The sequence below is a fragment of the Azospirillum mesophilum genome (assembly GCF_053470405.2).
Map to the genome: position 1 here is coordinate 174,186 of NZ_JBPXMQ020000008.1, position 25,384 is coordinate 199,569.

The 25,384-nt window shown below is 68.2% G+C and carries 20 protein-coding genes and 1 pseudogene; 13 read left to right on the forward strand and 8 right to left on the reverse strand.

Annotated features, from left to right (window positions below):
* Positions 1–3: 3 nt before the first annotated feature.
* Together ACSVC7_RS11150 and ACSVC7_RS11155 are read right to left on the reverse strand one after the other, a co-directional pair.
* Positions 4–1,608, reverse strand: coding sequence for a CocE/NonD family hydrolase (locus tag ACSVC7_RS11150; RefSeq protein WP_448204201.1), 1,605 nt, complete (start codon positions 1,606–1,608; stop codon positions 4–6).
* 275 nt (positions 1,609–1,883) lie between these two features.
* The gene (locus ACSVC7_RS11155; RefSeq protein ID WP_448204337.1) at positions 1,884–2,399 is read right to left on the reverse strand and encodes an adenine phosphoribosyltransferase; all 516 of its coding nucleotides are present in this window, start codon (positions 2,397–2,399) and stop codon (positions 1,884–1,886) included.
* A gap of 178 nt (positions 2,400–2,577) precedes the next feature.
* Between ACSVC7_RS11155 and ACSVC7_RS11160 the strand changes: the two genes are divergently transcribed.
* The 6 genes from ACSVC7_RS11160 to spbR all read left to right on the forward strand — a co-directional run bounded on the left by ACSVC7_RS11160 (position 2,578) and on the right by spbR (position 8,220).
* Positions 2,578–3,723, forward strand: a complete 1,146-nt coding sequence (locus ACSVC7_RS11160) for an MlaE family lipid ABC transporter permease subunit (protein WP_448204200.1) — start codon at positions 2,578–2,580, stop codon at positions 3,721–3,723.
* A gap of 7 nt (positions 3,724–3,730) precedes the next feature.
* Positions 3,731–4,525 (forward strand): ABC transporter ATP-binding protein, encoded by a 795-nt coding sequence (locus ACSVC7_RS11165; protein ID WP_448204199.1) that lies wholly within the window; start codon positions 3,731–3,733, stop codon positions 4,523–4,525.
* Between the two features lie 9 nt (positions 4,526–4,534).
* Positions 4,535–5,497: an MlaD family protein gene (locus ACSVC7_RS11170; protein WP_448204198.1), complete on the forward strand. Its 963-nt coding sequence runs from the start codon at positions 4,535–4,537 to the stop codon at positions 5,495–5,497.
* 44 nt (positions 5,498–5,541) lie between these two features.
* Positions 5,542–6,165, forward strand: coding sequence for an ABC-type transport auxiliary lipoprotein family protein (locus ACSVC7_RS11175; RefSeq protein WP_448204197.1), 624 nt, complete (start codon positions 5,542–5,544; stop codon positions 6,163–6,165).
* Between the two features lie 78 nt (positions 6,166–6,243).
* Complete coding sequence (locus tag ACSVC7_RS11180; protein WP_448204196.1) at positions 6,244–6,999, forward strand: DUF6969 family protein; 756 nt, start codon at positions 6,244–6,246, stop codon at positions 6,997–6,999.
* 105 nt (positions 7,000–7,104) lie between these two features.
* Positions 7,105–8,220 (forward strand): SpbR family protein, encoded by a 1,116-nt coding sequence (spbR, locus tag ACSVC7_RS11185; protein WP_448204195.1) that lies wholly within the window; start codon positions 7,105–7,107, stop codon positions 8,218–8,220.
* Between the two features lie 199 nt (positions 8,221–8,419).
* On the opposite strand, the gene ACSVC7_RS11190 is transcribed toward spbR, so the two are convergent.
* On the reverse strand, positions 8,420–10,000 hold the full coding sequence (locus ACSVC7_RS11190) for a CYTH and CHAD domain-containing protein (RefSeq protein WP_448204194.1): 1,581 nt from the start codon (positions 9,998–10,000) through the stop codon (positions 8,420–8,422).
* Positions 10,001–10,056: 56 nt separating this feature from the next.
* Positions 10,057–10,590: a SixA phosphatase family protein gene (locus tag ACSVC7_RS11195; protein ID WP_448204193.1), complete on the reverse strand. Its 534-nt coding sequence runs from the start codon at positions 10,588–10,590 to the stop codon at positions 10,057–10,059.
* Positions 10,591–10,754: 164 nt separating this feature from the next.
* Between ACSVC7_RS11195 and ACSVC7_RS11200 the strand changes: the two genes are divergently transcribed.
* Both ACSVC7_RS11200 and ACSVC7_RS11205 read left to right on the forward strand, forming a co-directional pair.
* The gene (locus ACSVC7_RS11200; protein WP_448204192.1) at positions 10,755–12,902 is read left to right on the forward strand and encodes an RNA degradosome polyphosphate kinase; all 2,148 of its coding nucleotides are present in this window, start codon (positions 10,755–10,757) and stop codon (positions 12,900–12,902) included.
* A gap of 21 nt (positions 12,903–12,923) precedes the next feature.
* Positions 12,924–14,444, forward strand: a complete 1,521-nt coding sequence (locus ACSVC7_RS11205) for a Ppx/GppA phosphatase family protein (RefSeq protein WP_448204191.1) — start codon at positions 12,924–12,926, stop codon at positions 14,442–14,444.
* A gap of 353 nt (positions 14,445–14,797) precedes the next feature.
* On the opposite strand, the gene aspS is transcribed toward ACSVC7_RS11205, so the two are convergent.
* Positions 14,798–16,630 carry an aspartate--tRNA ligase gene (aspS, locus tag ACSVC7_RS11210; protein ID WP_448208655.1) on the reverse strand — a complete coding sequence of 611 codons (1,833 nt, stop codon included), beginning with the start codon at positions 16,628–16,630 and terminating at the stop codon, positions 14,798–14,800.
* Positions 16,631–16,795: 165 nt separating this feature from the next.
* Here aspS and rnd point away from each other — a divergent pair, with 165 nt between their 5' ends.
* Together rnd and ACSVC7_RS11220 are read left to right on the forward strand one after the other, a co-directional pair.
* Positions 16,796–17,962 carry a ribonuclease D gene (gene rnd / locus ACSVC7_RS11215; protein ID WP_448208656.1) on the forward strand — a complete coding sequence of 389 codons (1,167 nt, stop codon included), beginning with the start codon at positions 16,796–16,798 and terminating at the stop codon, positions 17,960–17,962.
* Positions 17,963–18,256: 294 nt separating this feature from the next.
* On the forward strand, positions 18,257–19,519 hold the full coding sequence (locus ACSVC7_RS11220; protein ID WP_448208657.1) for an EAL domain-containing protein: 1,263 nt from the start codon (positions 18,257–18,259) through the stop codon (positions 19,517–19,519).
* Positions 19,520–19,623: 104 nt separating this feature from the next.
* Here ACSVC7_RS11220 and ACSVC7_RS11225 read toward each other — a convergent pair whose 3' ends face one another.
* The gene (locus ACSVC7_RS11225; protein ID WP_448208658.1) at positions 19,624–19,842 is read right to left on the reverse strand and encodes a hypothetical protein; all 219 of its coding nucleotides are present in this window, start codon (positions 19,840–19,842) and stop codon (positions 19,624–19,626) included.
* 172 nt (positions 19,843–20,014) lie between these two features.
* Positions 20,015–20,860 carry a cell envelope integrity EipB family protein gene (locus ACSVC7_RS11230; protein WP_448208659.1) on the reverse strand — a complete coding sequence of 282 codons (846 nt, stop codon included), beginning with the start codon at positions 20,858–20,860 and terminating at the stop codon, positions 20,015–20,017.
* Between the two features lie 93 nt (positions 20,861–20,953).
* Between ACSVC7_RS11230 and ACSVC7_RS11235 the strand changes: the two genes are divergently transcribed.
* The 3 genes from ACSVC7_RS11235 (at position 20,954) to ACSVC7_RS11245 (ending at position 25,284) form a co-directional block, all read left to right on the forward strand.
* A complete protein-coding gene (locus ACSVC7_RS11235) occupies positions 20,954–21,961 on the forward strand; it encodes a 2-hydroxyacid dehydrogenase (RefSeq protein WP_448208660.1) in 1,008 nt (335 codons plus the stop codon).
* A gap of 185 nt (positions 21,962–22,146) precedes the next feature.
* Positions 22,147–22,935 carry a GGDEF domain-containing protein gene (locus ACSVC7_RS11240; protein ID WP_448208661.1) on the forward strand — a complete coding sequence of 263 codons (789 nt, stop codon included), beginning with the start codon at positions 22,147–22,149 and terminating at the stop codon, positions 22,933–22,935.
* A 183-nt stretch (positions 22,936–23,118) separates the two neighbouring features.
* On the forward strand, positions 23,119–25,284 hold the full coding sequence (locus ACSVC7_RS11245) for an ATP-binding protein (protein ID WP_448208662.1): 2,166 nt from the start codon (positions 23,119–23,121) through the stop codon (positions 25,282–25,284).
* A gap of 9 nt (positions 25,285–25,293) precedes the next feature.
* Here the strand turns inward: ACSVC7_RS11245 and ACSVC7_RS11250 are convergent.
* Positions 25,294–25,384: pseudogene (locus ACSVC7_RS11250) on the reverse strand (IS5/IS1182 family transposase); the annotation flags it as partial.

The window sequence follows — 25,384 nt, forward strand, 5'->3', positions numbered from 1 at the left end:
CGCCTATCCCGCCGTAGTGGGCAGCAGCGCGGGCAGCAGCAGGCGCGACGGGCGGCTGCCGCCGCCATGGATCATCAGGGTGATGGGCTGCGCGTCTACCAGCCGGGTTTCACCCGGCTCGGCGCCCGTGCCCGGATTGACGGGGTAGGCGGGGTAGCAGGCCCCGGCGAGACTGAGGCGCAACGCGCAACCGCGCGGCAGGGTCGCGCAGACGGCCCGTAGCGAAATGCTCAGCGGGCGTTGGGGCATGCCCGGCTCCACCCGCGCGTGCCCCTGTGTCAAGGGCAGCACCCGCCCGTCAGGAAAGACGGCGGACAGAACGGCGCTGACATCGAAGGACGGCGCGTCGGCCTCCACCCACACGTCCAGCGCGACCCGCCCGGCAAGCGCCAGCGGCGCGGGCAGGGGGGCCGTCGTGTAGGTCGCCACGTCGGGCCGCCGGTCCACGGCGGCGCGGTCGCACGGGCCGGCGGCGTCCGGCACCGCATGGCCGCCCACGGCCGGCACGGGGGCGCGCGGGTCGTGCACCAGCACGTCCAGGAAGGGTTCATGCGGGGCACCGTCGCGCAACACTCCGCCCTCGCCCCGGCAGGCCAGCCCGTCGCTGGCGAGATGCAACGGCTCGGTCGCCGGCGGAAGCTCCGGAAGGTCGCGCCAGCGCCGCGCCAGCCCGTCGAACAGGCGCACGGGGCCGGTGCGCTCGGCACCGTTCGCCTCACCCTTCAGAAAGCGGTCGAACCAGGGCAGTTGCAGCGCGTCGAAGGACGGAGCGTCCGCGGCACCGCCCGTTGCCACGCCATGGGTATCCCAGGGGCCGACCAGCAGCCGCACCGGCGCGTCGCAGCGGGCGCTCAACGCCGCGTGGGCGTCCAGCATGCCCGCCAGCCGCGGGTCGTGCCAGCCGCCGATCTGCAGGACGGGCACATCCACCGGCACTCCGGTCAGGGCCTCGCGCGGCGACAGGGCGTCCCAGGCGGGGCCGGGGAGGGCGTTGGTCAGCCAGTCGTCGTAATGGCAATGCCGCGCGTACTCGCGGAGCACCTTGGGGCGCGACGGGATCTCGTCGTCCAGGGGCAGGGCGCGGGCGGCCTCCAGCAACGCGCGATAGGCGGCACCATCCTCCAACCGCCGGGCCGACTCCACCGCGCAACGCAACGCCCAGCCCATGGCGTCGGCCAGCCGGAAGGCGCCCCCTTCCGTTGCCCAGTCGGTCAGCACGTCCCAGCCGGACAGCGCCGGAACGACCGCGCGCAATGCCTCCGGCCGCTCGGCCAGGGCCAGCAGCTGCGCCATGCCGGCGTAGCCGGCGCCGTACATGCCGACGACGCCGTTGGAGCCGGGCAGGGTGGCGGCCCAGGCCACCGCGTCGGCGCCGTCCTCGCGTTCCGATTCGAAGGGACGGAAGCGGCCCTCCGACGTGCCGCGCCCGCGCACGTCCTGCACCACCACCACATAGCCGCGCGCCGCATACCAGCGCGGGTGCGCGTAATGGCTGGTCAGCGCCGTGCGCCGCCCGCAGACCAGCCGCAGCAGCAGCACCGGCCAGGAGCCGGCGGCATCGGGCCGGTAGACGTCGGCGTCCAGCCGGACCCCGTCCCGCGTCCGCATGGACACGGTTTCCGGAGGCCGTACGGCGAGAAGGGCGGGGGTTTCGAGAATCACCGGGGCCATATGGGACATGGTGCGCCGTGCCAATCGACGTTGACGGACCACCATCGCAAACCATGTGCCACACGGCGCACCCCAGCAAATCGGGCGGGTTGCCGTGGATTTGGCCCAAACAAAAACGCCCAACAAACGGGCGGGCGCCTGTTTGTTGGGCGTTTTGAGTGACGTGAACGCTTTTTTGGCAGCCGTCCCGGCGCGCCTACGACCCAGCGTGCTTACGAATCATAGGGCATCAGCGAGACGCTGGGGACGTCCAACTTGTCGCGGCCGTTCAGGAAGGTCAGCTCCACCAGGAAGGCGGCGGCGCGGACGTCGGCGCCGACCTGGCGCAGCAGCTTGATCGCCGCCGCCATCGTCCCGCCGGTGGCGAGCAGGTCGTCCAGGACCACCACGCGCTGACCGGGCTTCACGGCGTCGGCCTGCACCTCGATGGTGTCGGTGCCGTATTCCAGGTCATAGCTGTGCGCGACCTTGTCGCCCGGCAGCTTGCCGTGCTTGCGCACCATGATGAAGCCGGTGCCCAGCGCCAACGCCAGGGGGGCCGCGATCAGGAAACCACGCGACTCGATGCCCACCAGCAGGTCGGGCTTGTGCGGGCGGATCGCCTCGGCAAGCTGGTTCACGGCCTCCTTCCACGCCTCGGCGTGCGCCAGCAGCGGGGAGATGTCGTAGAACAGGATTCCGGGCTTCGGGAAATCGGCGATGCCCCGGATGTGATCCTTGAGGTTGATGGCGTTCGGCATGATCGGCGTGGTTCCTGTGCAACGGCGGCGTCATACTATCGACCCCGTTCGTCCGGTGCAAACCAGCACTGTGCCGCAGCCTTGCCCCGCATGGTTGACCGGCACCGTTGCTTGCGGCCAAGTTCGACCTAAGCCTTAAAGGCGAGGAATACAGGACAGGGAAGCGATGGCTCGCGAAGGGGCCTGGTTGGAGCCGTCCGCCGCCGGGGACGGCGGCTGGACGCTGGCGGCTCTCGGGCGCTGGGACCTGCCGGCGACCGGCGGCATGGCGCGCGAGCTGGAGGCGTTCGCTCTGGCCGGCGCCAAGGGTGCGGCCGTCCGACTGGACCTGTCACGGCTGGACGCGCTGGACACGGTCGGCGCCTATCTGCTGTCGTCGCTTTTGGACCGGCTCGCCGCGGCCGGGCACGCGGTCTCCGTGGCGGGCGTCCGGCCGGAGCATGCGGCCCTGTTCGACGCCGTGCGCCGGGTCGGCCCGGCCCCGCCGGAGCACGCGGCGCCGACGCCCCACCCGGTCCTGGACATGCTGGAGCGCACCGGCCGCACGGCCGTGCAGGCGTTTCGCGAGGGGCTGGACCTGCTGTCCTTCCTCGGCCTCATCACCATCACTTTCGGGCGGCTGGTCCGGCATCCGGGGCGGCTGCGTGTCCGGGCGGTCCTGTTCCACATCGAGCAGACCGGGCTGAACGCCCTGCCGATCCTGGGGCTGCTGTCCTTCCTGATCGGCGTGGTGCTGGCCTTCCAGGGGGCGGATCAGCTGCGGCGGTTCGGGGCGGAGCTGTTCGTGGTGAACCTGCTGGGCATCTCGATCCTGCGGGAGATCGGGATTCTGATGACCTCCATCATCGTGGCCGGACGCTCCGGCTCCGCCTTCACCGCGCAGATCGGCACCATGAAGGTCAACCAGGAGGTGGACGCCATCAGCACGCTTGGCCTCGACGTGGTGGAGCTTCTGGTGGTGCCGCGGGCGCTGGCGCTGATGATCAGCCTGCCGTTGCTGGCCTTCTACGCCGACATCATGGGGCTGTTCGGGGGCGCGGTGATGAGCTACGCGACGCTGGACATCACCTTCGGGCAGTTCATCCGGCAGCTTCACGGGGCGGTCACCCTGCCGCATTTCCTGGTCGGCATCGTCAAGGCGCCGGTCTTCGCGCTGGTGATCGCCATGGTCGGCTGTTACGAGGGGCTGAAGGTCTCCGGCAGCGCGGAGAGCGTCGGCACGCTGACGACCAAGTCGGTGGTGGAGTCCATTTTCCTGGTGATCGTGCTCGACGCTGTCTTCTCCGTCCTGTTCTCCTTCCTGAGAGTGTGAGGGAGCCGTGACGCCGCACGACACAGCACAGGACGGGCCGGGGGGCGTGGTGATCCGCGTGCGCGGGCTCGTCACCCGCTTCGGCCCTCAGGTGGTGCACGACGGGCTGGACCTCGACGTGCTGAAGGGGGAGGTGCTGGGCGTCGTCGGCGGCTCCGGCACCGGCAAATCGGTCCTGCTGAAGGAGATCCTGGGCCTGATCCGTCCCGCCGAGGGCCGCATCGAGCTGCTTGGGCGCGACACCGCCGATTTGCCGGAGCGGGAGCGGGTGGCGCTTCAGGCGCGCACGGGCGTGCTGTTCCAGAACGGAGCGCTGTTCAGCTCCATGACCGTGGCGGAGAACGTCATGGTTCCCTTGAAGGAGCACACCGCCTTGCCCCCCAGCCTCGCGGCGGAGATCGCCCGCGTGAAGATCGCCATGGCCGGCCTGCCGCCCAACGCCGGGGCCAAATTCCCGTCCGAACTGTCGGGCGGCATGATCAAGCGCGCCGGGCTGGCCCGCGCGCTGGCGCTCGACCCCGAGATCCTGTTCCTGGACGAGCCGACCGCCGGCCTGGACCCCATCGGGGCGGCGGCCTTCGACCAGTTGATCCGCAGCCTTCAGCGCAGCCTGGGGCTGACCGTCTTCATGGTCACGCACGACCTGGACAGCCTGACCTCCATCTGCGACCGGATCGCCGTGCTGGTGGACAAGAAAATCCGCGTCGGCACGCTGGAACAGCATCTGCGGGATCCGCACCCCTGGATCCACGACTATTTCCACGGACCGCGCGGCCGCGCCGCGCGCCATGCGGAGGCCTGACCGAACGCCATGGAAACCCGCGCCAGCTACATCCTGGTGGGCAGCTTCGTGCTGGCCATCCTCGCCGGCCTGTTCGTCTTCACGGTCTGGGTCGCGAAGGTCCAGCTGGAGGAGACGCGCCAGCCCTACTACATCTACTTCACCGGCTCGGTGACGGGTTTGCAGGAAGGCAGCCCGGTGCGCTACCGCGGCATCCCCGTGGGCACGGTGACCGACGTGCGGCTGGACCCCAACGACGTCAGCCGCGTGCGCGTGACCGTGGAGGTGCAGGAAGGCACCCCGATCAAGACCGACTCCATCGCCTCGCTGGAGGTGCAGGGCATCACCGGCGGCGCCTATGTCCAGATTTCCGGCGGCACGGAAATGAGCGAGCTGCTGCGCACGGCGCGCGAAGGCGGCGGCATTCCGGTGATCCCGTCGCGCCCGTCGTCGCTGACGGTGGTGGTGGACGCCGCACCCCAGCTGCTCAACCGCGCGCTCGACCTGACCAACCGCCTGTCGGAGGTGCTGACCCCGCAGAACCAGGCGGCCATCGGTGAAATTTTGCAGAACACCCGCACCCTGACCGCCGAGCTGGCGAAGGCGAGCCAGGGGCTGGACGCGACCATGGCCCAGGCCAACCGCACGCTGCACGGGTTCGAGACGCTGGGGCCGCAGCTCGGCCGCACGGCGGCGCAGGCCGAACGCACGCTGGCCACCGTGGACGGCAGCACGAAGGCCCTGACCGGCGACCTGCGCGAGCTTGTCGGCTCCCTGAAGAAGACCTCCGCGCAGTTGAACGCCATGGTCGGCGAAAACCGCGAGGCGGTGCGCGACTTCACGGGGAGCGGCCTGTATGATTTGACGTTGTTGATCAGCGATCTGCGCGACCTGTCCGGGCAGTTGTCCCGCGTCGTCACGCGGATCGAGAACGACCCGTCGAACTTCCTGTTCGGCGGAACCCGCCAGGGCGTGGAGGTGCGTGGGCGATGATCGGTCGGTGGACGAACGCAATCCGCCGGAAGGGAGCGCGGGCGATGCTCGTGGCGGCCCTTTTCGGCCTGACCGCCTGCGCGGCGCTGAACCCGACGGCGCCCAGCCTCTACACGCTGACCCCGCGCGCCGTCCTCGATCCCTCCGTGCCGAAGGCCGACTGGCAATTGCTGGTGGAGGCGCCGGTGGCGAGCGCCGGCATCGACACGCCGCGCATCGCGGTCGCGCGCTCCCCCACCGCCATCGACTATTTTGCGGGCGTGTCCTGGGCCGACCGGGCGCCCAGCATGATCCAAGGCCTGATCGTGCAGTCCTTCGAGGACAGCGGGCGCATCGTCTCCGTGGGGCGGGACGCGGTGGGGCTGCGGTCCGACATTGTGCTGAAGACCGACCTGCGCGACTTCCAGGCGGAATACGCCACGCCCGCCGCGACCTTCCCCGACCGCGTCCATGTCCGCATCGCCGCGAAGCTGGTCGGCATGCCGCGCCGGACCATTGAGGCGGGGGAGACCTTCGAAGCGGTCGTCCCGGTGCGGGGCCGCGCCTTCACCGATGTGATCGACGCCTTCAACGAGGCGCTGGGCACGGTGGAGAGCGAACTGGTCCAGTGGACCCTGCGTCAAGGCAGCGCCGTGCACCGCGCCGGCGCTGGCCGGACCGGTTCATGAATATCGCTTGCGAAGGCCGCGCCGCCTCATACCTTATGTTGAGGGCGAAGGTATGAAGGGGCGCAGGCGGTCGTTCGGATGATGGAGCTTTCGGAGCTTTCCCGCGAGGAACTCGAAGTCATGGCCGAGGCCGCGCGGGAGGTGCGGACCTGCCAGCGCGTTCTTGCCAAGACCGGAGACACGGTGGTCGGCGAGCTGTTGCGCGGCCACGGCACGCTCTACGAATGGCGGCATTACCCGCCGGGCGACGTCTACGACGCCGAATACCACGCGCAATACTATTACCACTGCCACCCCGAAGGGGAGCGGCCGGACGGCGAGCACGGCCATTTCCACACCTTCCTGCGGCCCCTCGGCATGCCGTCCGGCGTGGCCCCGGCGCCGCTGACGGACTTCACGGAGCCGGAAAACCCCAACGACGCGCTCTCGCACCTTGTCGGGATCGCCATGGACGTGGCGGGGCAGCCGGTGCGGCTGTTCACCACCAACCGCTGGGTCACCGGCGAGACGTGGTATGCGGCGGATGACGTGATCCGGATGCTCGACAGCTTCGTGGTGGACCACGCCCGGCCCTCCTGGCCGGCCAACCGTTGGATCACCGCCATGATGCGCCTGTTCCGCCCGCAAATCCGCGAGTTGCTGATCCTGCGCGACGAAACCGTCTGCAATTGGGCGGAACGCCACCCCGGCGGCCATGTCTACGAGGACCGCAAGCTGGAGGTCCCGTCGCAGCTCGTGATCTCCGTCGCCCAGCAGATTGCGGCGGTGGAACAGGTTGTGCGCGGCGCCCGCCGCGGCCGGGCGGCCTCGGCCGATTCCGCGCGCGCGGGGTGATCGTGCCGTTAACAAAGGTTCAACGCTTTGGCCGGATCATGACGTGAGCGAGGCCGTTTCCGCCATCATTGGAAACGTGCCGGGCGCAAGAAGGGTCAGGGACCCATGACCGACCATCTGACGAAGGACGACGTCGCCCGGCTGCTGTCGGATCCGTCCCCGAACAGCCGCTCCGAACTGGCCGCAAAGGTCGCCAACCAATTCGACAATGCCGTCCTGTCGGACAGCGAACGCAAGCTGGCCGAGGACATCATCCGCATCATGGCGCGCGATGCCGTCCTGCGCGTGCGCCAATCGCTCGCCGAGAATCTGAAAGCCAACCCGTCGCTGCCGCGCGACGTCGCGCTGACCCTGGCGCGCGACGTGGAGGAGGTGGCGATCCCGGTGCTTAGCGTCTCCACCGTGCTGACCGACGCCGACCTTGTGGAGCTTGTGCGCACCGGCACCGACGCCAAGCACACCGCCATAGCGCGCCGTTCCAACGTGCCGGCCAGCGTGGCGGACGCCCTGATCGAAACCGCCTCCGAAGGCGCTGTCGCGGCGCTGGTCGCCAACGAGGGCGCGGACCTCGGCGAACGCAGCCTCAGCCGGGTCATGGACCGGTTCGGGAATGCCGAATCGGTGCAGGCGCCGTTGGTCGAGCGGTCCAAGCTGCCGATCACCATCGCCGAACGGCTGGTCGCCGTCGTGTCGGAACGGCTGCGCGAACATCTGGTCACCAACCACGAACTGCCCGCCAAGGTCGCCGCCGACCTCGTCCTGCAAAGCCGCGAACGCGCCACGGTCGCCCTCTTCTCGGGCGAGAGCGACGAGGGGGCGTTGGAACGGCTGGTCGCGCAGTTGTCCCGGACGGGGCGGCTGACGCCGTCGCTGCTGCTGCGGGCGCTGTGCATGGGCGATGTGGCCTTTTTCGAGACGGCCATGTCGTACATGGGCAACGTGCCGCTGACCAACGCGCGCCTGCTGATCCACGACGCCGGGCGGCTGGGGCTGAAGTCCATCTACGACAAGGCGAAACTTCCCGCGGCCCTGCTGCCGGCCTGCCGGATCGCGCTCGACGTGCTGAAGGAAACGCCCTACGACGGCGAAGCCCACGACATTGAACGCCACCGCCGCCGTGTGATCGAGCGCATCCTCACCCAGTACGAGGATTTGGCGCCGGAAGACCTGGACTACCTGCTCGCCAAGCTCGGCGACCTGATGGTTGCGGAGGCGGAGTAGAGCGAAAATCCCCTCGCCCGGCTCCGCCGGGAGAGGGAGGGGCCCATGGCGAAGCCATGGGAGGGTGAGGGCAAGGTCAGCCCGAGAATCTTTGCGTTTGTATCGCCTGGATTCTCGGAAAAACCTTGCCCTCACCCTCCCACGCCGTTGGCGTGGGCCCCTCCCTCTCCCATCGGAGATGGGCGAGGGGGGTAGGGTCTCACCCCCAAAAGACCGGGGTTTCCCGGAATGCCTTCCACAGGTCGGGCAGCGCCTTGCGGCGTTTGTCGGCTTGCTTGGCCAGCCATTTCGCGGCGGCCTCGGCGGTCGGGCGCTGGTCCGAATCGGATTCGGCCATGGTGCGCAACAGCCGCTTGCCGATGGCCGCGTCGTGGTCGGCGTCGAGCGCGCCGAGCATCGCCTCCAGCGCGGCGATGAAGGGCACCGTTGCCGTCTCCGCGTAGAGGCCCCGGAAGAACTCCGCCGCGTAGCGCAGCTTGCGCAGGCGCCGGCGCAGGCGGTCGCGCGCCGCGCTGTTCGCGCCATCCAGGGCCTTGCCGGCCTTCAGCGCCCGCGCGTGCTGCTCGGCGAGCCACGCGCCGGCCAGCGCCGACATGGGCCGGTCGAGCTGGGCGCGCAAGGCCGGTTCGGCGGCGCCGTGCCAGCGCCCGTCCTCCAGCCACGCGCCGAGCGCCAGGATCAGCTCGGTGCAGCGGGGCGACTGGATCGCGTCCATCGCCGCGTCGGCGGGCGCGCGGCGTGCGTCCCGCACCGCCGCCGTGAGGGCGGGCAGGCCGTCGGGTGCCTTGGCCGAGGCGGCGAGCAGCTCCAGCGCGCCGGACAGCAGCACGTCCCATTCCCGCGCCGGGCCGAGCTTGCGGGTGAACCAGCGGATGCCATCCCCGTTGCGGCAGGCGTCCGGCTTGCCGGCCAGCGGGCGGAACAGGCGGACGGCTGTGCGCAGCCGGCGCAGGGCCACGCGCATCTGGTGCAGCCCCTCCACGTCGCCGCCAGCCAGAGCGCAGGGCTCGTTGGCGAGGAGCTGGCGCAGGCAATGCCGCACGATGTGCCGGTAGGCCTCCGCCACCGTCGTGACGGGGGACAGGCCCAACGGTTCCGGCAGGACGGGGGCGGGCAGGCGGCCGGCGACGAGGCGGTAGCCGACCTCCGCCTTGCTCTCCGTCCCGATTCGGGCCGGCACGTTGCGCTGGAGCGCCAGCGCCGTGTCGAACAGGCGGCCGACGCGCCCGGCCTTCAGCTCAAGCTCCACCTCACTGATGCGGGCGCAGGCGGTGCCGGCGCTGATCTGCCCCTCGTCCACCGCGACCTCGATGGCGGTCAGCGAGTCGGGGCGGATCAGCAGGGTGGTGCGTTGGAAGTCGGTCACGAAGACGGGCGCCAACGCCCCGCGCGCCTCGGCCGGGACCAAGGCAGCCACGCCTTCAGCGTCGAGGATTGCGAGGTCCGGCGTGGGGCCGGCGATGGTCCAGTCCCATTCCTTGCGCACCGCCACAGCGGCCGAGTCGCTGGATGTCGCGGAATTGACGGTCTTCAGCGTCTGGACGAATCGGTCGCCGTCCTCCCGCACGCGCAGGGCGACGCCGTTGGCGAGCAGGCGCAGGTCCGGCGTGTCGTAATAGACGGTGCGCAGATGGCGGGTGACCGGCTCCCCGTCCGCCAGCACGCGCAGGGCCGGCAGGGCCAGCACGCGGGGAAGGTCGCGCGGGTCGAGATGGAGCTTCATTTCCACCTCGCGCACGGCGGACACCGCGGCGGATGCTGACGGGGGCGCGGAGGACACGCGGGCGATCTCCTGACTCTGTGCAGGCCTCCAATACCCCAAGATGGCGTGGGGCGTTAAGCCAGTTTGCGCGGCAGCACGAAATCGGTGAGCCGACCGGCGCCGAGTTCCAGGTCGCGCCAGTGCGCCGTCTCGAACAGCAGGACGGCGCAGGCCGCCGTCGGGAACTTCTCCTCCAGCGCCTTGCGGTGCCGGTCCTCGCCGGACCCCGTCAATTGCCGCGCCAGATCGTGCAGATCGGGGTTGTGGGCGACGAGCATCAGGGACGAGGCCGAATCCGGCGCGTCGCGCAGCCGCTCCAGCAGCACATGCGCGCCGCACAGATACAGGCCGTGCTCGAACTCCACCGGGATTTCGGGGGCCGGGATATCGGGGGCGTCCATCGCGGCCAGCACCCGCCGGGCGGTGTCCGACGCGCGGACGGCGGTGGAGCACAGCACGAGGTCGACGTGCGCCTTGTGATCCTTCAGGTAGCGGCCGACCAGCCGCGCCGCCTTTTCTCCGCGCGGGGCGAGCGGCCGGTCATGGTCGTCCAGCGCCGGATCGTCCCACGACGATTTGCCGTGGCGCAGAAGGAATAAGGTCTTCATGACGGATTGCCTCTCCTGGCGTGATTGGCCGCACTTGCACCTGTTTTCCACGCGGGTCTATCGTGACTGACCCAAAACCGTAATAGAGTTCGGGTAGTCTGCCCGCCCCAACGCACCGCCGGACTCTACCGGCGCCGTCACCCACGCGAAAGCCCGAGGCTGCTGTGACCCACCTTCAGGACCTGGAAGCGTATTGCATCGAAGCGAACGCGCCCGAGCGCTTCATCAACCGCGAACTGTCTTGGCTGGCCTTCAACCAGCGCGTCCTGGAGGAGGCCTCGAACCCCAACCACCCGCTGTTGGAGCGGTTGCGCTTCCTGTCGATCTCGGCCAGCAACCTGGACGAATTCTACATGGTCCGCGTCGCCGGCCTGAAGGGGCAGGTGGCCGCGGGGGTCAAGGCGCCAAGCCCGGAGAACCTGACGCCGGCCCAGCAGCTGGCCGGGGTCAATCAGCGAATCATCGAGCTGATGGCCGCGCAGCAGGCGATGTGGCGCAGCCTGAAGGTGGATCTGCGCGAGGCCGGCATCACCGTGGTGAGCGTGGAAGATCTGACCGACGGCGAGAAGGACTGGCTGGAGGCCAAGTTCCTCGACGACATCTTCCCGATCCTCACCCCGATCGCGGTGGACCCGGCGCATCCCTTCCCCTTCCTGCCGAACCTGGGCTTCTCGCTGGCGCTGCAGCTTCATGAACCGGTGAAGGGCCGCCACCTGGACGCGCTGGTGCCGCTGCCGGCGCAGCTTGAGCGCTTTATCCGCTTGCCGGGATCGGACATCCGCTTCATCCAGCTGGAAAAGCTGGTGATGCTGTTCATCGACCGCCTGTTCCCGCCGTTCCAGGTGAAGGCGCACGGCGTCTTCCGCGTGCTGCGCGACAGCGAAATCGAAATCGAGGAAGAAGCGGAAGATCTGGTCCGGACCTTCGAAAGCGCGCTGAAGCGCCGCCGCCGGGGCAGCGTCATCCGGCTCGCCACCGACGCGGGCATGGCCGCGGATCTGCGGGAGTTCCTGCGGCACGAGCTGAACGTGTCGAACGACGACGTGTTCATCCTGGACGGCCTGATCGGCCTGACCGACACCAAGCAGCTGATCGTGGACGAGCGGCCCGACCTCGTCTTCCGGCCCTTCAACGCCCGCTTCCCGGAGCGCATCCGCGACTTCGGCGGCGACTGCTTCGCGGCCATCCGCGACAAGGACATCGTCGTCCACCACCCGTACGAGAGCTTCGACGTGGTGGTGCAGTTCATCCGGCAGGCGGCGCGCGACCCGCAGGTCGTCGCCATCAAGCAGACGCTCTACCGCACCAGCAAGGATAGCCCCATCGTCGCCGCCCTGATCGAGGCGGCGGAGGCCGGCAAGTCGGTCACCGCGCTGGTGGAGCTGAAGGCCCGCTTCGACGAGGAGGCCAACATCCGCTGGGCGCGCGACCTGGAGCGTGCGGGCGCCCAGGTGGTCTACGGCTTCGTGGACCTGAAGACGCACGCCAAGGTGTCGCTTGTGGTGCGGCGCGAGAACAAGGCGCTGCGCAGCTACGTGCATTTCGGGACGGGCAACTACCATCCGATCACCGCGAAGGTCTACACCGACCTGTCCTTCTTCACCTGCGACCCGGCGCTCTGCCACGACGCGGCGGTGATGTTCAACTTCATGACCGGCTACGCCACGCCGAAGCATCTGGAGAAGATCGCCATCGCCCCGATCACGCTGCGCCAGCGGCTGGTCCAGCTGATCGACGCGGAAATCGCCAACGCGTCGGCCGGCAAGCCCGCGCAGATCTGGGTGAAGCTGAACTCGCTGGTCGATTCGGAGATCATCGACAAGCTGTACGAGGCCTCGCAGAAGGGCGTGCAGATCGACATGGTCATCCGCGGCATCTGCTGCCTGCGCCCCGGCGTGAAGGGCCTGTCGGAGAACATCCGCGTGCGCAGCATCGTCGGCCGTTTCCTGGAGCATGGGCGCGTGATCTGCTTCGGCAACGGCCAGCCGCTGCCGAATCCGCAGGCGAAGGTCTTCATCTCCTCGGCCGACTGGATGCCGCGCAACCTGGACCGCCGCATCGAGACGCTGGTGCCCATCGAGAACCCGACGGTGCACGAGCAGGTGCTGGACCAGATCATGGTCGCCAACCTGAAGGACGAGGCGAACAGCTGGAAGCTCGCCCCCGATGGGGTGTATCACCGCGTGGAGGCAGGGCCGGACGCTTTCAGCGCCCACAACTACTTCATGACCAACCCCAGCCTGTCGGGCCGCGGCAGCGCGCTGAGCAGCAAACGAACGCCGCCGCGGTTGAAGCTGCGTACGGTGTCCTGAAAGCGGGAGTGACGACGGCCTATGACGACGGCACAGGAACGGGCGGCGGGCTCGACCGAAAAGGGCGAGCGGGTCGCGGTCATCGACATCGGGTCCAACTCGATCCGGCTGGTCGTCTATGACGGGCTGAAGCGGTCGCCGCTGCCGCTCTTCAACGAAAAGGTCCTGTGTGGCCTGGGGCGCGGGGTGGAGAAGTCCGGCCGCCTCAACCCGGAGGGCGTGGCGCAGGCCTTGGAGGCGCTGGAACGCTTCGCCATGCTGGCCGCCGGGATGCGCATCGGCCGGCTGGACATCATCGCCACCGCCGCCGTGCGCGACGCCGACGATGGGGCGGCCTTCGTGGAGGCCGTGAAGAACCGCACGGGCCTGGAGGTCCGCGTCATCAGCGGCGAGGAGGAAGCGCGGCTGTCCGCCATGGGCGTGCTATCCGGCACCCCAGCCGCCGACGGGCTGGTCGGCGACCTCGGCGGCGGCAGCCTGGAGCTGGTCCAGCTGAACCGGGGCGTGATCGGGGAGCATGTGACCATGCCGCTCGGCCCCCTGCGGCTGATGGAGCTGAACACCGGCAAGCAGAACGGGCTGAACCGCGCCATCGACCAGCATCTGGAAAAGCTGGACTGGCTGCCCCAGGCGAAGGGTCGGCCCTTCTACCCCGTGGGCGGCGGCTGGCGGGCTCTCGCCAAGCTGCACATGGAGCAGGTGAAGCACCCGCTGCACATCATCCACCACTACGCCGTGCCCTGCGGCGAGGCCCGCGACTTCGCGGCCCTGGTCGCCAAGCAGAGCCGGTCGTCGCTGGAGAAGATGTCCGGCTCCCGCCGGCGGGCGGACACGCTGCCCTACGCGGCGCTGGTGTTCGAACGGCTGCTGCGCATGGCCCAGCCTTCCATGGTGGTGTTCTCCGCCTTCGGGCTGCGGGAAGGGCACCTGTTCTCCCTGCTGAGCCCGGAGGCGCAGCGCCAGGATCCGCTGATCGCCGCCGCCGACGATTGGGCGCAGCGCTTCAGCCGCATCGGCGACCCGGCCCTGCTGGTGTCCTGGACGAGCGGCCTGTTCGCTGGGGAGGACGATGCGGCGCTGCGCCTGCGCCAAGCCGCCTGCCTGCTGAGCGACGTGGGCTGGGCGGAGCACCCGGACTACCGCGCCGAGCACGCCTTCCTGCGCATCCTGCGCTTCCCCTTCCCGGCGGTGGACCACGACGAGCGGGCCTTTCTGGCCCTGGCCGTCTACGCCCGCTACGCCGGGACGCTGGAGGGAGCGAGCACCCTGGGCGCGCGGGCGCTGGTCAGCGACGCGCAGGCCTTGAAGGCGCTGGTGCTGGGCTTGGCGCTTCGGCTGGCGCACACGCTGACCGGCGGTGCCACGGCCCTGCTGCAGCGCACGACGCTGAAGGTGGTGGGGGAACGGCTGGTGCTGACCCTGCCCGACGACTTCAGCGTCCCGGCCGGCGAAGCGGTGCAACGCCGCCTCGACGCCCTCGCCAAGGCCCTGAACCGCAAGGGCGAAATCATTCCGCCGGCAAGGCCCCAAGCGGCGGAGTGAGGGGCAAAGCTGTGTAACCCCCCTCGCCCGCCCCCGGCTCTCAGCGAATGCCAAAGGCATTCGCTGAGAGCCGGGGGCGNCCCCCCCTCCCCCCAACCCCACCCCACTCCCCTCCCCCCACCCCCGGGGGCGCAAGCTTGCTTGCGCGAGAGGCGGGAGAGGGAGGGACCCATGCGCAGCATGGGAGGGTGAGGGCAAGGTTTCCCCAAGAATCCCGGTGAGGCACACAATGGATTCTCGGCAAAACCGGATTCTCGGCAAAACCTTGCCCTCACCCTCCCGCGCCTACGGCGCGGGTCCCTCCCTCTCCCAGCGGGGCTGGGAGAGGGAACGGTACCTAGTGGAAATCGCCGTCAGCTCGCGGCCTTCGGCGTCTCGGTCGCGGAGACCTTCGGCTTCGGCAGGTCGAGCTTCAGGTGCAACTCGCGCAGGCGGGCCTGGTCGACCGGGGCCGGGGCCTGCATCAGCAGGTCTTCGGCGCGCTGGTTCAGCGGGAAGGCGATGACCTCGCGGATGTTCGGCTCGTCGGCCAGCAGCATCACGATGCGGTCGATGCCCGGGGCCGAGCCGCCGTGCGGCGGGGCGCCCAGCTTGAAGGCGCTGAGCATGCCGCCGAAGCGGGCTTCCAGCTCTTCCGGCGAGTAGCCGGCGATCTCGAACGCCTTGTACATCACCTCCGGCAGATGGTTCCGGATGGCGCCCGACGACAGTTCGACGCCGTTGCAGACGATGTCGTACTGGTAGGCCTTGATGTCCAGCGGGTTCATGGTGTTCAGCGCCTCCAGGCCGCCCTGCGGCATGGAGAACGGGTTGTGGCTGAAGATGACCTTGTTGGTCTCCTCGTCCAGTTCGAACATCGGGAAGTCCACGATCCAGCAGAAGCGGAAGGCGTTCTTCTCGATCAGGTCCAGCTCCTCGCCGATCTTCGTGCGGGCGAAGCCGGCCAGCTTGGCGGCCGGACCCGGCAGGTCGCAGACGAAGAAGACCGCGTCGCCGTCCTCAAGGCCCACCGCCGTCCGTAGTTCCGCTTGCGCGGCCTCCGGCACGAACTTGGCGATCGGACCCTTGCCGCCCGTGGCCTCGAAGATGATGTAGCCGAGGCCCGGCGCGCCGAGGCCGCGCGCCCAGTCGTTCAGCTTGTCGAAGAAGCTGCGCGGCTTGTCGGCGACCTTCGGGGCGCGGATGGCGCGCACGACGCCGCCCTTCTCAATGGTCTGCTTGAAGGCGCGGAACTCGACGTCGTCGCGCTTGAAGACGTCGGTCACGTCGGTGATGACCAGCGGGTTGCGCAGGTCCGGCTTGTCGTTGCCGTACTTCAGCATCGATTCGGCGAAGCTGATGCGGCGGAAGGGCGGCTTGTCGATGACCGGGGTGGTCTCGCGGCGGAAGCTGCCGAACTCGTCGAAGATGCCGAACAGCACCGGCTCGATGGCCGCGAAGACATCCTCCTGGGTGACGTAGGACATCTCGAAGTCGAGCTGGTAGAACTCGCCCGGCGAACGGTCGGCGCGGGCGTCCTCGTCACGGAAGCAGGGGGCGATCTGGAAGTAGCGGTCGAAGCCCGCGACCATCAGAAGCTGCTTGAACTGCTGCGGCGCCTGCGGCAGGGCGTAGAACTTGCCCGGATGGTTGCGGCTGGGCACCAGATAGTCGCGGGCACCCTCCGGCGAGGAGGCCGTGAGGATCGGCGTCTGGAATTCGGTGAAGCCCTGCTCGATCATGCGGCGGCGGGCCGACGCGATGACGCGGGAGCGCAGCATGATGTTCTCGTGGATGCGCTCGCGGCGCAGGTCCAGGAAGCGGTAGCGCAGGCGCACGTCCTCGCCGGTGTCGGCCTCCTGGTTGACCTGGAGGGGGATCTGCTCCGCCTCGCTCTGCACCGTCAGCTCGCCGATCTGCACCTCGATGTGGCCGGTCGGCAGGCGGTCGTTGATGGTTTCCGGCGTGCGCTTCACGACCTTGCCGGTCACGGTGATGACCGATTCCAGCTTCAACCGCTCGGCCACCTGGAAGGCCGGGTTGGAGGTATCGACCACGCACTGCGTCAGGCCGTAATGGTCGCGCAGGTCGATGAACAGAAGCTGTCCATGGTCGCGCTTGCGGTTGATCCAGCCCGACAGGCGGACAATCTGACCGGCGTTCTCTTCGCGAAGCTGGCCGCAGGTGTGCGTGCGGTAGGGGTGCATGGGTCGAAACACCTTGGAAAAGGTCGGAGTCCTGCGCGGAAAAGCGGCCCGACACACCACACCGACAGCGCCCGATTGTCAACCCTGCATCCATGCTTTTCTGGCCTTCACGTCTTGCCGAAGGGCGAGCTTTCGCGCAGCCGCGCGCTCGTGTATGAAGCGATCATGACACTGATCACCACGACCGAAGAGCTGGACGCCTTCTGCCTGTCCCTGGCCGGCGCCGAGTACATCACCGTCGACACCGAATTCCTGCGCGAGAAGACCTACTGGCCGCAGCTCTGCCTTGTGCAGGTGGCCGGGCCGAACGGCGCCGTCGCCATCGACCCGCTGGCCGAAGGCATCGACCTGTCGTCGCTCTTCCGCGTCATGGTGGACCCGTTGATCCTGAAGGTGTTCCACGCCGCACGGCAGGATGTGGAGATTTTCTGGCACCTGTCCGGCCAGATCCCGCACCCGCTGTTCGACACGCAGGTCGCCGCGATGGTCTGCGGCTTCGGCGAGAGCGTGGGCTACGAGACGCTGGTCACCAAGCTGGCCGGCGCCCGCATCGACAAGTCCAGCCGCTTCACCGACTGGTCGCAACGCCCGCTGACCGAGCGGCAGCTCACCTACGCGCTGTCCGACGTCACGCACCTGCGCCCGGCCTACGAGAAGCTGAAGCGCCGCCTCGTCCGCACCGGCCGCGCCCATTGGCTGGAGGAGGAGATGGCCGTGCTGACCGATCCGGCCACCTATCAGGTGGACCCGGAGACGTCCTGGCTGCGGCTGAAGGTGCGCACCAACAAGCCGCGCTTCATGGCCATCCTGAAGGAACTGGCCGCCTGGCGCGAGCGCGAGGCGCAGCGGCGCGACCTGCCGCGCTCCCGCGTGCTGCGCGACGAGGCGCTGCTGGAGATCGCCGCCCACGCGCCGACCACGGTGGACGACCTCGCCCGCACGCGCGGCATGGGCCGTGGCTTCGCGGAGGGGCGCCAGGGGGCCGACGTGCTGGCCTGTGTGCAGCGCGGACTCGATCTGCCGGAGTCGGAACTGCCGCGCGTCGAGCCGCGGGAGGAGCCGCCGCCCGGCCTCCAGCCCATCGTCGAGCTTCTCCGCGTGCTGCTGAAGATGAAGTGCGAGGAAAACAACGTCGCGTCGAAGCTGGTGGCGTCCGCCGCCGACCTGGAGGCGATCGCCGCCGATGATGCCGCCCAGGTGCCGGCCATGAGCGGCTGGCGGCGCGAGCTGTTCGGCGAGGATGCGCTGGCGCTGAAGCACGGCCGCATCGGACTGGCGGTCCAGGACCGCCGCGTGCGCATCGTGCCGACCGATCGGGGTGCGGAGGCCTGACCGGCCCCGCTCCCTTTTCACCCCGGCCTGCGGCCCTCAAGCCCGAAAATTGTGGCCGGAAACCTTCGGATTGGAAGGTTTTTTAACGAGAATACGAAATAATTTTCGGCCGTTAACCACGCCTTAAGGGCTTTTCAGAAAAGGTTAGAGTTAATATCGCTCGGGAACCATGGTCCGGCCGTGCATCGGACGGGGCGGGGCCTTGGGGCGATCGCCCGCAAATCGGGTGCGCACAGGACTATTTGTGCCGGCTTAGGGGATTCGCGTATGAGCAGGTTCGGCGGCAAACCACCCATGGGACGTGACCGGGTCCGCCTCTCCTCCACGGAGAAGCAGGCCGCCGTGGCCGCCGCGAAGGACCAGAAGCCGGAGTTCGACAACGATAAGTTGATGAATCTGCTGCGCTCTGCAAAGGCTGAATTGCAGGGCATGCGCCTGATCCACATGCACCTGTCGTTGCTGAAGGACAAGGACCCGTCCAGCCAGATGATCGTCCGCACGATCATCCAGGAACTGGCGAACAAGGCGTCATACCTTCAGTCCTTCAACATCTCCAACGGCGACGTCATCATCCTCTACAAGGGCCTGAAGCTGACCGGCGTCACCGACGTCTGCCAGAAGGTCGAGCAGATTTTCCTGGCGAAGACGACGCTGACGGGGCCGAACCCCTACAAGGAATATTCGCTCTATTCGATCATGGAACTGGCGTTGAACTTCATCAACGTCATCCGCTTCATCGAAGAGCTTCAGGCCAACGAGACCGGCCATCACGCCACCGAGACCAAGCCGCCCATCACGCTGGAGGAAATGGCGAAGCTCGAACGCTCCATGCAGATGTTCGACCTGTCGCCCTTCCTGTTCAATCAGGCCATCGCCAACATCGGCCAGAACTCCGATGACGAGATGGCCTATTTCGAGCTGTACATCTCGATCAAGCTGCTCCAGGAACGGCTCTGCCCCGAATACGACATCACCGCCAACAAGTGGCTGTTCAACTACTTCACCGCGAACCTGGACCAGTCGGTGCTGCGCGCGCTGAACCATGGCCTCAGCTTCATGCGCGGCCGGCGCATCGGGATCAACATCAACCTGTCCACGGTGATCTCCACCGGCTTCGTGAAGTTCGACGAGCGTCTGCCCATCGATTTCCGCGGGCATGTGGTGCTTGAGATCTCCAAGGGCGACCTGATCGAGAACCTGTCGCTGTTCAACGAAGTGGTCGATTTCGCCCAGGATCGCCAGTACCAGATCGCGGTCGATGGCCTGAACCCTTTCTGGGTGACCAACTTCGACCTGGAATATCTGAACGCCGACTACGCGAAGATCTTCTGGTCCAGCGACATGCTGGAGATGGACCCGACCTTCGAAAAATACTTCATGGACCGCATCCGCGAGCAGGACCGCTGCAAGTTCATCCTGGCGCGCTGCGACAGCGTGTCGAGCCTCGTCTACGCCCACAAGGTCGGCATCAACCTCGTGCAGGGCCGCGCGGTGGACAACATCCTGCGTAAGGGCGTCAGCGTCCGCGAGGCCATCGCCCACGCCAAGGTGGCGTAGGAGAGCGGTTGGCAGCGATTGTTTGCCTGAGAAAGATCAAAGCCCCTCGTCCTTGCGGAGGAGGGGCTTTTCGTTGGTCCCGACTCGTTGGTCCCGATGTGGGATCAGGCGGCCACCGGTGGGGATTCGATCAGCCGGTAATAGCTGGAGTCGGTCAGGACGAGGCAGCTCAGCGTCTTGGCGTCGCCCTCATCCTCCGTGCTGACCATCTGGGCGTGCGGAATCCCGAACAGGGTGAGAGTAGCCTTCACGCGCCAGGACCGGCCGTTGGTCGCACCGACGGTTTGAAACACCTGGCCAACCATGACCTTCTTCTTGCTCATCGCGAACCCTCTCGTCATATCGGTGCGAGCGTCGCGGCACCAAACGGGCGCACGCTCGCCACGCGAACCATAGCGGCGCTTCATCAAGATATAGTAAAGCGCCTAGAGTATGTGCGATGCAATCTTTAGGAATTGCAACCCCTGAAACGCGCACTGCGACGCGTTGAAACGGTCAGCACTTGGATTTCGGCAGCGCCTCGACCTTTTCCAGGATGGCGTTCACGGTGAAGTCGCCGTAATCGATCTGCATGGACTCGGCCACGCCGTTCTGAAGCAGGCGCAGGCTCATCTCATATTCCGGCTGGGCCGCGTCGCTCTTCAGCGGGAAGAAGGCCATGCGCACGGGCCACCCCTTCTTGCCCTTCAGCAGCGGGTCGATGGCCTCTTCCTTTCCCTCGATCGGGTTTCCGATGACGGTCGACACCTCGGTGGCGCCCTCGGCGTCGGCGCCGTCGAAGACGATGCGGTTGAAGAAGGTGTCGCCGGCCCCGGCATGGTCCAAAATCGCCAGCGTGTGCGCCGTCGGGAACATCGACCCGTCGGGAAGCTTCATCTCCTGGGTCTCGGGCTTGGTGAAGGTGGCGGAACCGCTGCCGTCCTTCTCCAGCCGCGCCTCGCCGCGCACCTCCTCGTCCACCTCCCCGTTGACCAGCTTGCGGACGTTGAAGCGGTAGCGCTGCCCGTCCTTCGCCTCCCAGGTGGTATAGTTGGTGTTCATCGCCATCTCGTCGCCCTCGGCATAGACGAAGCGCAGCTGGAAGCGCTGCTCCGTCGTCCAGCCGTCGCAGGCGTCGGCCCATTCGAACATCATGCGGCCGCGCACGTCGCTGACCTTCGAGCTGTTGCGGGCGGACAGCAGCGACATCTTGTAGACCGCACGGTGGGGCAGGATGTCGGCCGCCGCCGCCTCGGCCGGAGGGGTGGCGGGCAGGGCGGTCAGGGTCAGCAGGAACGCGCCGAAAGTCGCGCAAAGGGCGAGGCGGGCGGCGGGACGGCGGTTCTGCAAGGCGAGTTCCACGGGTGATTGGTGTCGTCGAATGGATTATGGGTGTTTCGATGTCGGATCGGAAGGCCCGACCGTCCGAATAACCGGAAACTGGAGGATACACCCATGCACACCGACGCCCAAGGTTCCGATGGTGAAATGGGGGGCGGAAAGGCCAGGCCCGTCCTGCTGTTGACCCGCCGCCTGCCGGAGGCGGTGGAGGCCCGCGCCGCGCGCGACTACGACGCCCGTCTCAACCCGGACGACACGCCCCTGACGGGGGCCGACATCGTGGCGCGGGCGCAGGGGGCGGACGCGATCCTCTGCTCCGCCGGCGACCGGCTGAACGCGGAGACCATCGCGGCCCTGCCGGACAGCTTGCGCATCCTCGCCACCTTCTCCGTCGGCACCGACCACATCGACCTTGGCGCCGCGAAGGCGCGGGGGCTGGTCGTCACCAACACGCCGGACGTGCTGACCGACGCCACCGCCGACATCGCCCTCCTGCTGATGCTGGGCGCAGCCCGCCGCGCGTCGGAGGGGGAGCGGATGATCCGCGCCAATGCCTGGACCGGCTGGACGCCCACGCAGCTTCTCGGGACCCACCTCGGCGGCAAGCGGCTGGGGATCATCGGGATGGGCCGAATCGGTCGGGCCGTGGCGCAGCGCGCACGCGCCTTTGGCATGAACATCCATTACAGCAACCGCAAGCGTCTTCCGCCGGAACTGGAACAGGGCGCCGTCTTCCACGCGGACCCGCAGGCCATGCTGCCGGTCTGCGACGTGCTGTCCCTGCATTTCCCGGCGACGGCGGAGACCCGGCACTGGCTGAACGCGGCGCGGATCGACCGCCTGCCGGCCGGCGCCATCGTCGTGAACACCGCGCGCGGGTCCGTGGTGGACGACGAGGCGCTGATCGCGGCGCTCAGGACCGGTCGCCTCGCCGCCGCCGGGCTGGACGTGTTCGAGAACGAGCCGAACCTGCACCCCGGCTACCGCAGCCTGGAGAACGCCTTCCTTCTGCCGCATCTGGGCAGCGCCACGGTGGAGACGCGCAACGCCATGGGGTTCCGCGCGCTCGACAACCTGGATGCCTTTTTCGCGGGAGATAATGTTTGTGACAAAGTTGTCTAAAATGCCGATCAAATTTGCCGAGTATCCAAGGAATCAGGAAATTGCTGCCGGGAGGGATGGTGGGCAGAGGATTCCGACTGTCCGAAAAAGCATGCTGTAACAATAGGTTGGCCGTTGTGGAGCGGTTGGCACGGTGGTTGCGAGAAGGGCTGTCATAGGTTTCCCGGATCAAGTGGAGCCAGCCTATGAGCGCTATCGTCACCGCCTCGGACCCTGAGCACCTCGCCGCCGTCGATCACACCGACGGCAAGAGCTGGACCCCGGTCATGAACGGCGTGCGGCTGTTCAAGCCGCGCTCCGTCGAATGGACGGCTCTGGAACATATGCTTGCCGAGGCCCAGGCGACCATCGCCGAACAGCAGGAACGGATCGCCTATCTGGAAAGCGTGGCGATGACCGACGAACTGACCGGCCTGCTGAACCGCCGCGGCTTCTACGGCCATCTCCGGCGGGAGCTGGCGTCGGCCCGGCGGCACGGCGGGGCGGGCGGCGTCCTGGTCATGATCGACCTGGACGGCTTCAAGGGGATCAACGACACGCACGGGCATCTGGCCGGCGACGCCTACCTGCGCCACGTCGCGCGGCTGATCGCCGGGTCCATCCGGCAGGAGGATGTGGTGGCGCGGCTGGGGGGCGACGAATTCGCCGTCCTGCTGACCAACACCGACGCCGAGGCGGGGGCCGCCCGTGCCCACCAGATGGCCGAGCAGGCCAACGCCCGACACGTCCACTGGAACGGCGCCGAGCTGCCGATCCGCTTCTCGCTGGGCATCCAGCCCTACGGCGCCGACGACCACGAGGACGAGGTGATCCGGAAGGCCGATGTGAAGATGTACGCCAACAAGGGCCTGCGCCGCGGCGCTCCGCCCGCCCGCCGGAAGTCCGAACGGGTCCGCCTGCGCCGCACCGCCCGTGCCGCCGCGAAGCTGGCGGAAGCGGCGAGCCGGGATCGGGGCAGCCTGTCGCACCCCTGAAGCGACGCTTGACCCGGAGGCGGCTCCGGGCACAGCTTCGAGAAGACTACGAAGCAATGGGGATTTGCCCTGTCCGCCGCCCTGGAGCCCCGCCCGCAAGCCGACCTTTCCACGCAGGCCGCCTGTCCCTGTGAACAGGAGCCGATTCACCTCCCCGGCGCCATTCAGCCGCAAGGCGCGCTGATCGCCTTCGACGCGGCCAGCGGCACCGTCACGGCCTGCAGCGCCAACACCGCGCTGTTCTTCGACCGCGGGCCGGGCGAATTGCTGGGCAACGGGGTCTCATCGGTCGGCCTTCCGGAGCTGCCCGCGGCCATCGACGCGCTGATGAGTCTGCCGCCGGTGCAGCGCGCGCAGGGCTGGTACGCCGCCCTGACGCCGGCCAACGGCGTTGCGCTTGCCGCGATGCTGCACGCGCATGCTGGACAGGTGATCCTGGAGGTCGAACGGCTGCCAGACCGGTCGGAAGGCTGGCTGTTCGGGGAAATCCACAACGGCATCCGTCCGGGCATCGCCGCCATCCGCGACGCCGGAAATTTCGAGGAGCTGGCGGCCCTCACCGCCCGCGTCATCCGCAACATGACCGGGCTGGAGCGGGTGATCGTCTACCGCTTCGACGCGGCCGGCAACGGCGACGTGGTGGCGGAGGAGAAGGTGGCGGATTGGACGCAATCCTTCATGGGATTCCGCTTTCCGGCCTCCGACATTCCGGCGCAGGCGCGGGCGCTCTACGCCAGGAACCGCATCCGCATGGTGCACAACCGGGACGCGGAGCCGGTGCCGCTGCTGTCCGCCGTGGCCGGCGCGCCGCCGCTCGACCTTTCCCACGCCCATCTGCGCACCTTGTCGCCGGTGCATCTCGACTATCACCGGAACATGGGGGTGAACGCGTCGCTGTCCGTCTCGATCATGAAGGGCGGGCAGCTGTGGGGGCTGATCGTCGGCCATCACCGCCAGCCTCACGCCGTGCCGCTGGCCGAGCGGACCATCGTCGCCGCCGTCGCCGACGCCTTCAGCCTGGGGCTGGACGCCACCGAAAGCGCCGCCGAGCGCGATTCCCGTGCCGCGCATGTCGAGCTGCACGCCCGCCTGCTGGAGCAGATCGCCGGTGCGGAAGACTTCGTGGAGGCCCTGACGCGCGGTCCCGTGACGCTGACCGACCTGTTCTATGCGTCGAGCGGCGTCGCCGTCGTCAACGCGGACGCCATCACCACCGTCGGCGACGCCCCGCCGGTGGGGGCCGTGGCGGATCTCGTCTCCTGGCTGCGCCGGACGATGACCGACCATGTCTACGCCACCGACTCGCTGTCCGCCGTCTTCCCGGCCTTCACGCCCTACCGCCCGAAGGCGAGCGGCATGCTGGCGATCCTGCTGGGCGACGAGCGGCAGCACATGATCATCTGGTTCCGGCCGGAGATCGAGGAGACCATCAGCTGGGGCGGCGACCCGCGCAAGACGGCGGCGACGGACTCCGCCATGGTGCTGCCGCGCAAGTCCTTCGAGCGCTGGCTGGAGGTGAAGCGTGGCCACTCGCGCCCCTGGCCGGCTTGGAAGATCGACATCGCCCGCAGCCTGCGCGTGGCGCTGACCGACCTGATCCTGCGCCAGATGCGCCGCATCGCGGAGCTGAACACGCGGCTGGAGGAGGGAAGCCGGGCGAAGTCGGAGTTCCTGACCCACATGAGCCACGAGTTGCGCACTCCGCTCAACGCCATCATCGGCTTTTCGGAATTCCTGCTGGAATCCGACGGCAACCCGCTGACCGACCGCCAGCGCGACTTCATCCGCAACATCCGGGCCTCCGGCGCGCATCTGCTGGAACTGATCAACGACGTCCTCGACCTGTCGAAGATCGAGGCCGGGCGCTTCGACCTGCACGACGAGGAGGTGGATGTCGCCATCGCCATCGGCGAGGTGCATTCCCTGCAGGAGCATGCGCTGGTCTCCGCCGGGCTGGCCTTCGACGCCAGCCTGCCCCGTCCGCTGCCCCTCCTGCGGGCGGACCGGCGTTCGCTGCGCCAGATGCTTCTGAATCTGCTGTCCAACGCGGTCAAATACACGCCGAAGGGCGGGAAGATCGTGGTCGAGGTGACGCGGTCGGAAGAAGGGCTTGCCGTCGCCGTGGTCGACTCCGGCATCGGCATCGCCCAGGAACACCACGGGATGGTGCTGGAGCCCTTCCGCCAAGTGCCGAGCGACCAGATCCGCAACCGGACGGGCACCGGGCTCGGCCTGCCGATCACGCGCTCGCTGGTCGAAGCGCATGGCGGCCGGCTGGAGCTGGTCAGCGCGCCGGGGCAGGGCACCCGGATCACGCTTCATTTCCCGGCCGAACGCGTGATGGCCTAGAGCGTGTCGTCAGTTGAGCCAGATGACAGCCGAGACGAGGTAAACGGCGGCCAGAAAGGTGCTGGCAAGCTTGTCGTAGCGTGTGGCAATGGCCCGGAAG

Excerpts from the sequence above, each read along its gene's own strand:
- rnd (WP_448208656.1), top strand. The coding sequence starts at position 16,796 with ATGACACTGATCACCACGACCGAAGAGCTGGACGCCTTCTGCCTGTCC.
- ACSVC7_RS11160 (WP_448204200.1), top strand. The coding sequence starts at position 2,578 with ATGGCTCGCGAAGGGGCCTGGTTGGAGCCGTCCGCCGCCGGGGACGGC.
- ACSVC7_RS11170 (WP_448204198.1), top strand. The coding sequence starts at position 4,535 with ATGGAAACCCGCGCCAGCTACATCCTGGTGGGCAGCTTCGTGCTGGCC.
- aspS (WP_448208655.1), bottom strand. The coding sequence starts at position 16,630 with ATGCACCCCTACCGCACGCACACCTGCGGCCAGCTTCGCGAAGAGAAC.
- ACSVC7_RS11180 (WP_448204196.1), top strand. The coding sequence starts at position 6,244 with ATGATGGAGCTTTCGGAGCTTTCCCGCGAGGAACTCGAAGTCATGGCC.
- ACSVC7_RS11225 (WP_448208658.1), bottom strand. The coding sequence starts at position 19,842 with ATGAGCAAGAAGAAGGTCATGGTTGGCCAGGTGTTTCAAACCGTCGGT.
- ACSVC7_RS11220 (WP_448208657.1), top strand. The coding sequence starts at position 18,257 with ATGGGACGTGACCGGGTCCGCCTCTCCTCCACGGAGAAGCAGGCCGCC.
- spbR (WP_448204195.1), top strand. The coding sequence starts at position 7,105 with ATGACCGACCATCTGACGAAGGACGACGTCGCCCGGCTGCTGTCGGAT.
- ACSVC7_RS11150 (WP_448204201.1), bottom strand. The coding sequence starts at position 1,608 with ATGCGGACGCGGGACGGGGTCCGGCTGGACGCCGACGTCTACCGGCCC.
- ACSVC7_RS11235 (WP_448208660.1), top strand. The coding sequence starts at position 20,954 with ATGCACACCGACGCCCAAGGTTCCGATGGTGAAATGGGGGGCGGAAAG.
- ACSVC7_RS11195 (WP_448204193.1), bottom strand. The coding sequence starts at position 10,590 with ATGAAGACCTTATTCCTTCTGCGCCACGGCAAATCGTCGTGGGACGAT.
- ACSVC7_RS11205 (WP_448204191.1), top strand. The coding sequence starts at position 12,924 with ATGACGACGGCACAGGAACGGGCGGCGGGCTCGACCGAAAAGGGCGAG.
- ACSVC7_RS11240 (WP_448208661.1), top strand. The coding sequence starts at position 22,147 with ATGAGCGCTATCGTCACCGCCTCGGACCCTGAGCACCTCGCCGCCGTC.
- ACSVC7_RS11175 (WP_448204197.1), top strand. The coding sequence starts at position 5,542 with ATGCTCGTGGCGGCCCTTTTCGGCCTGACCGCCTGCGCGGCGCTGAAC.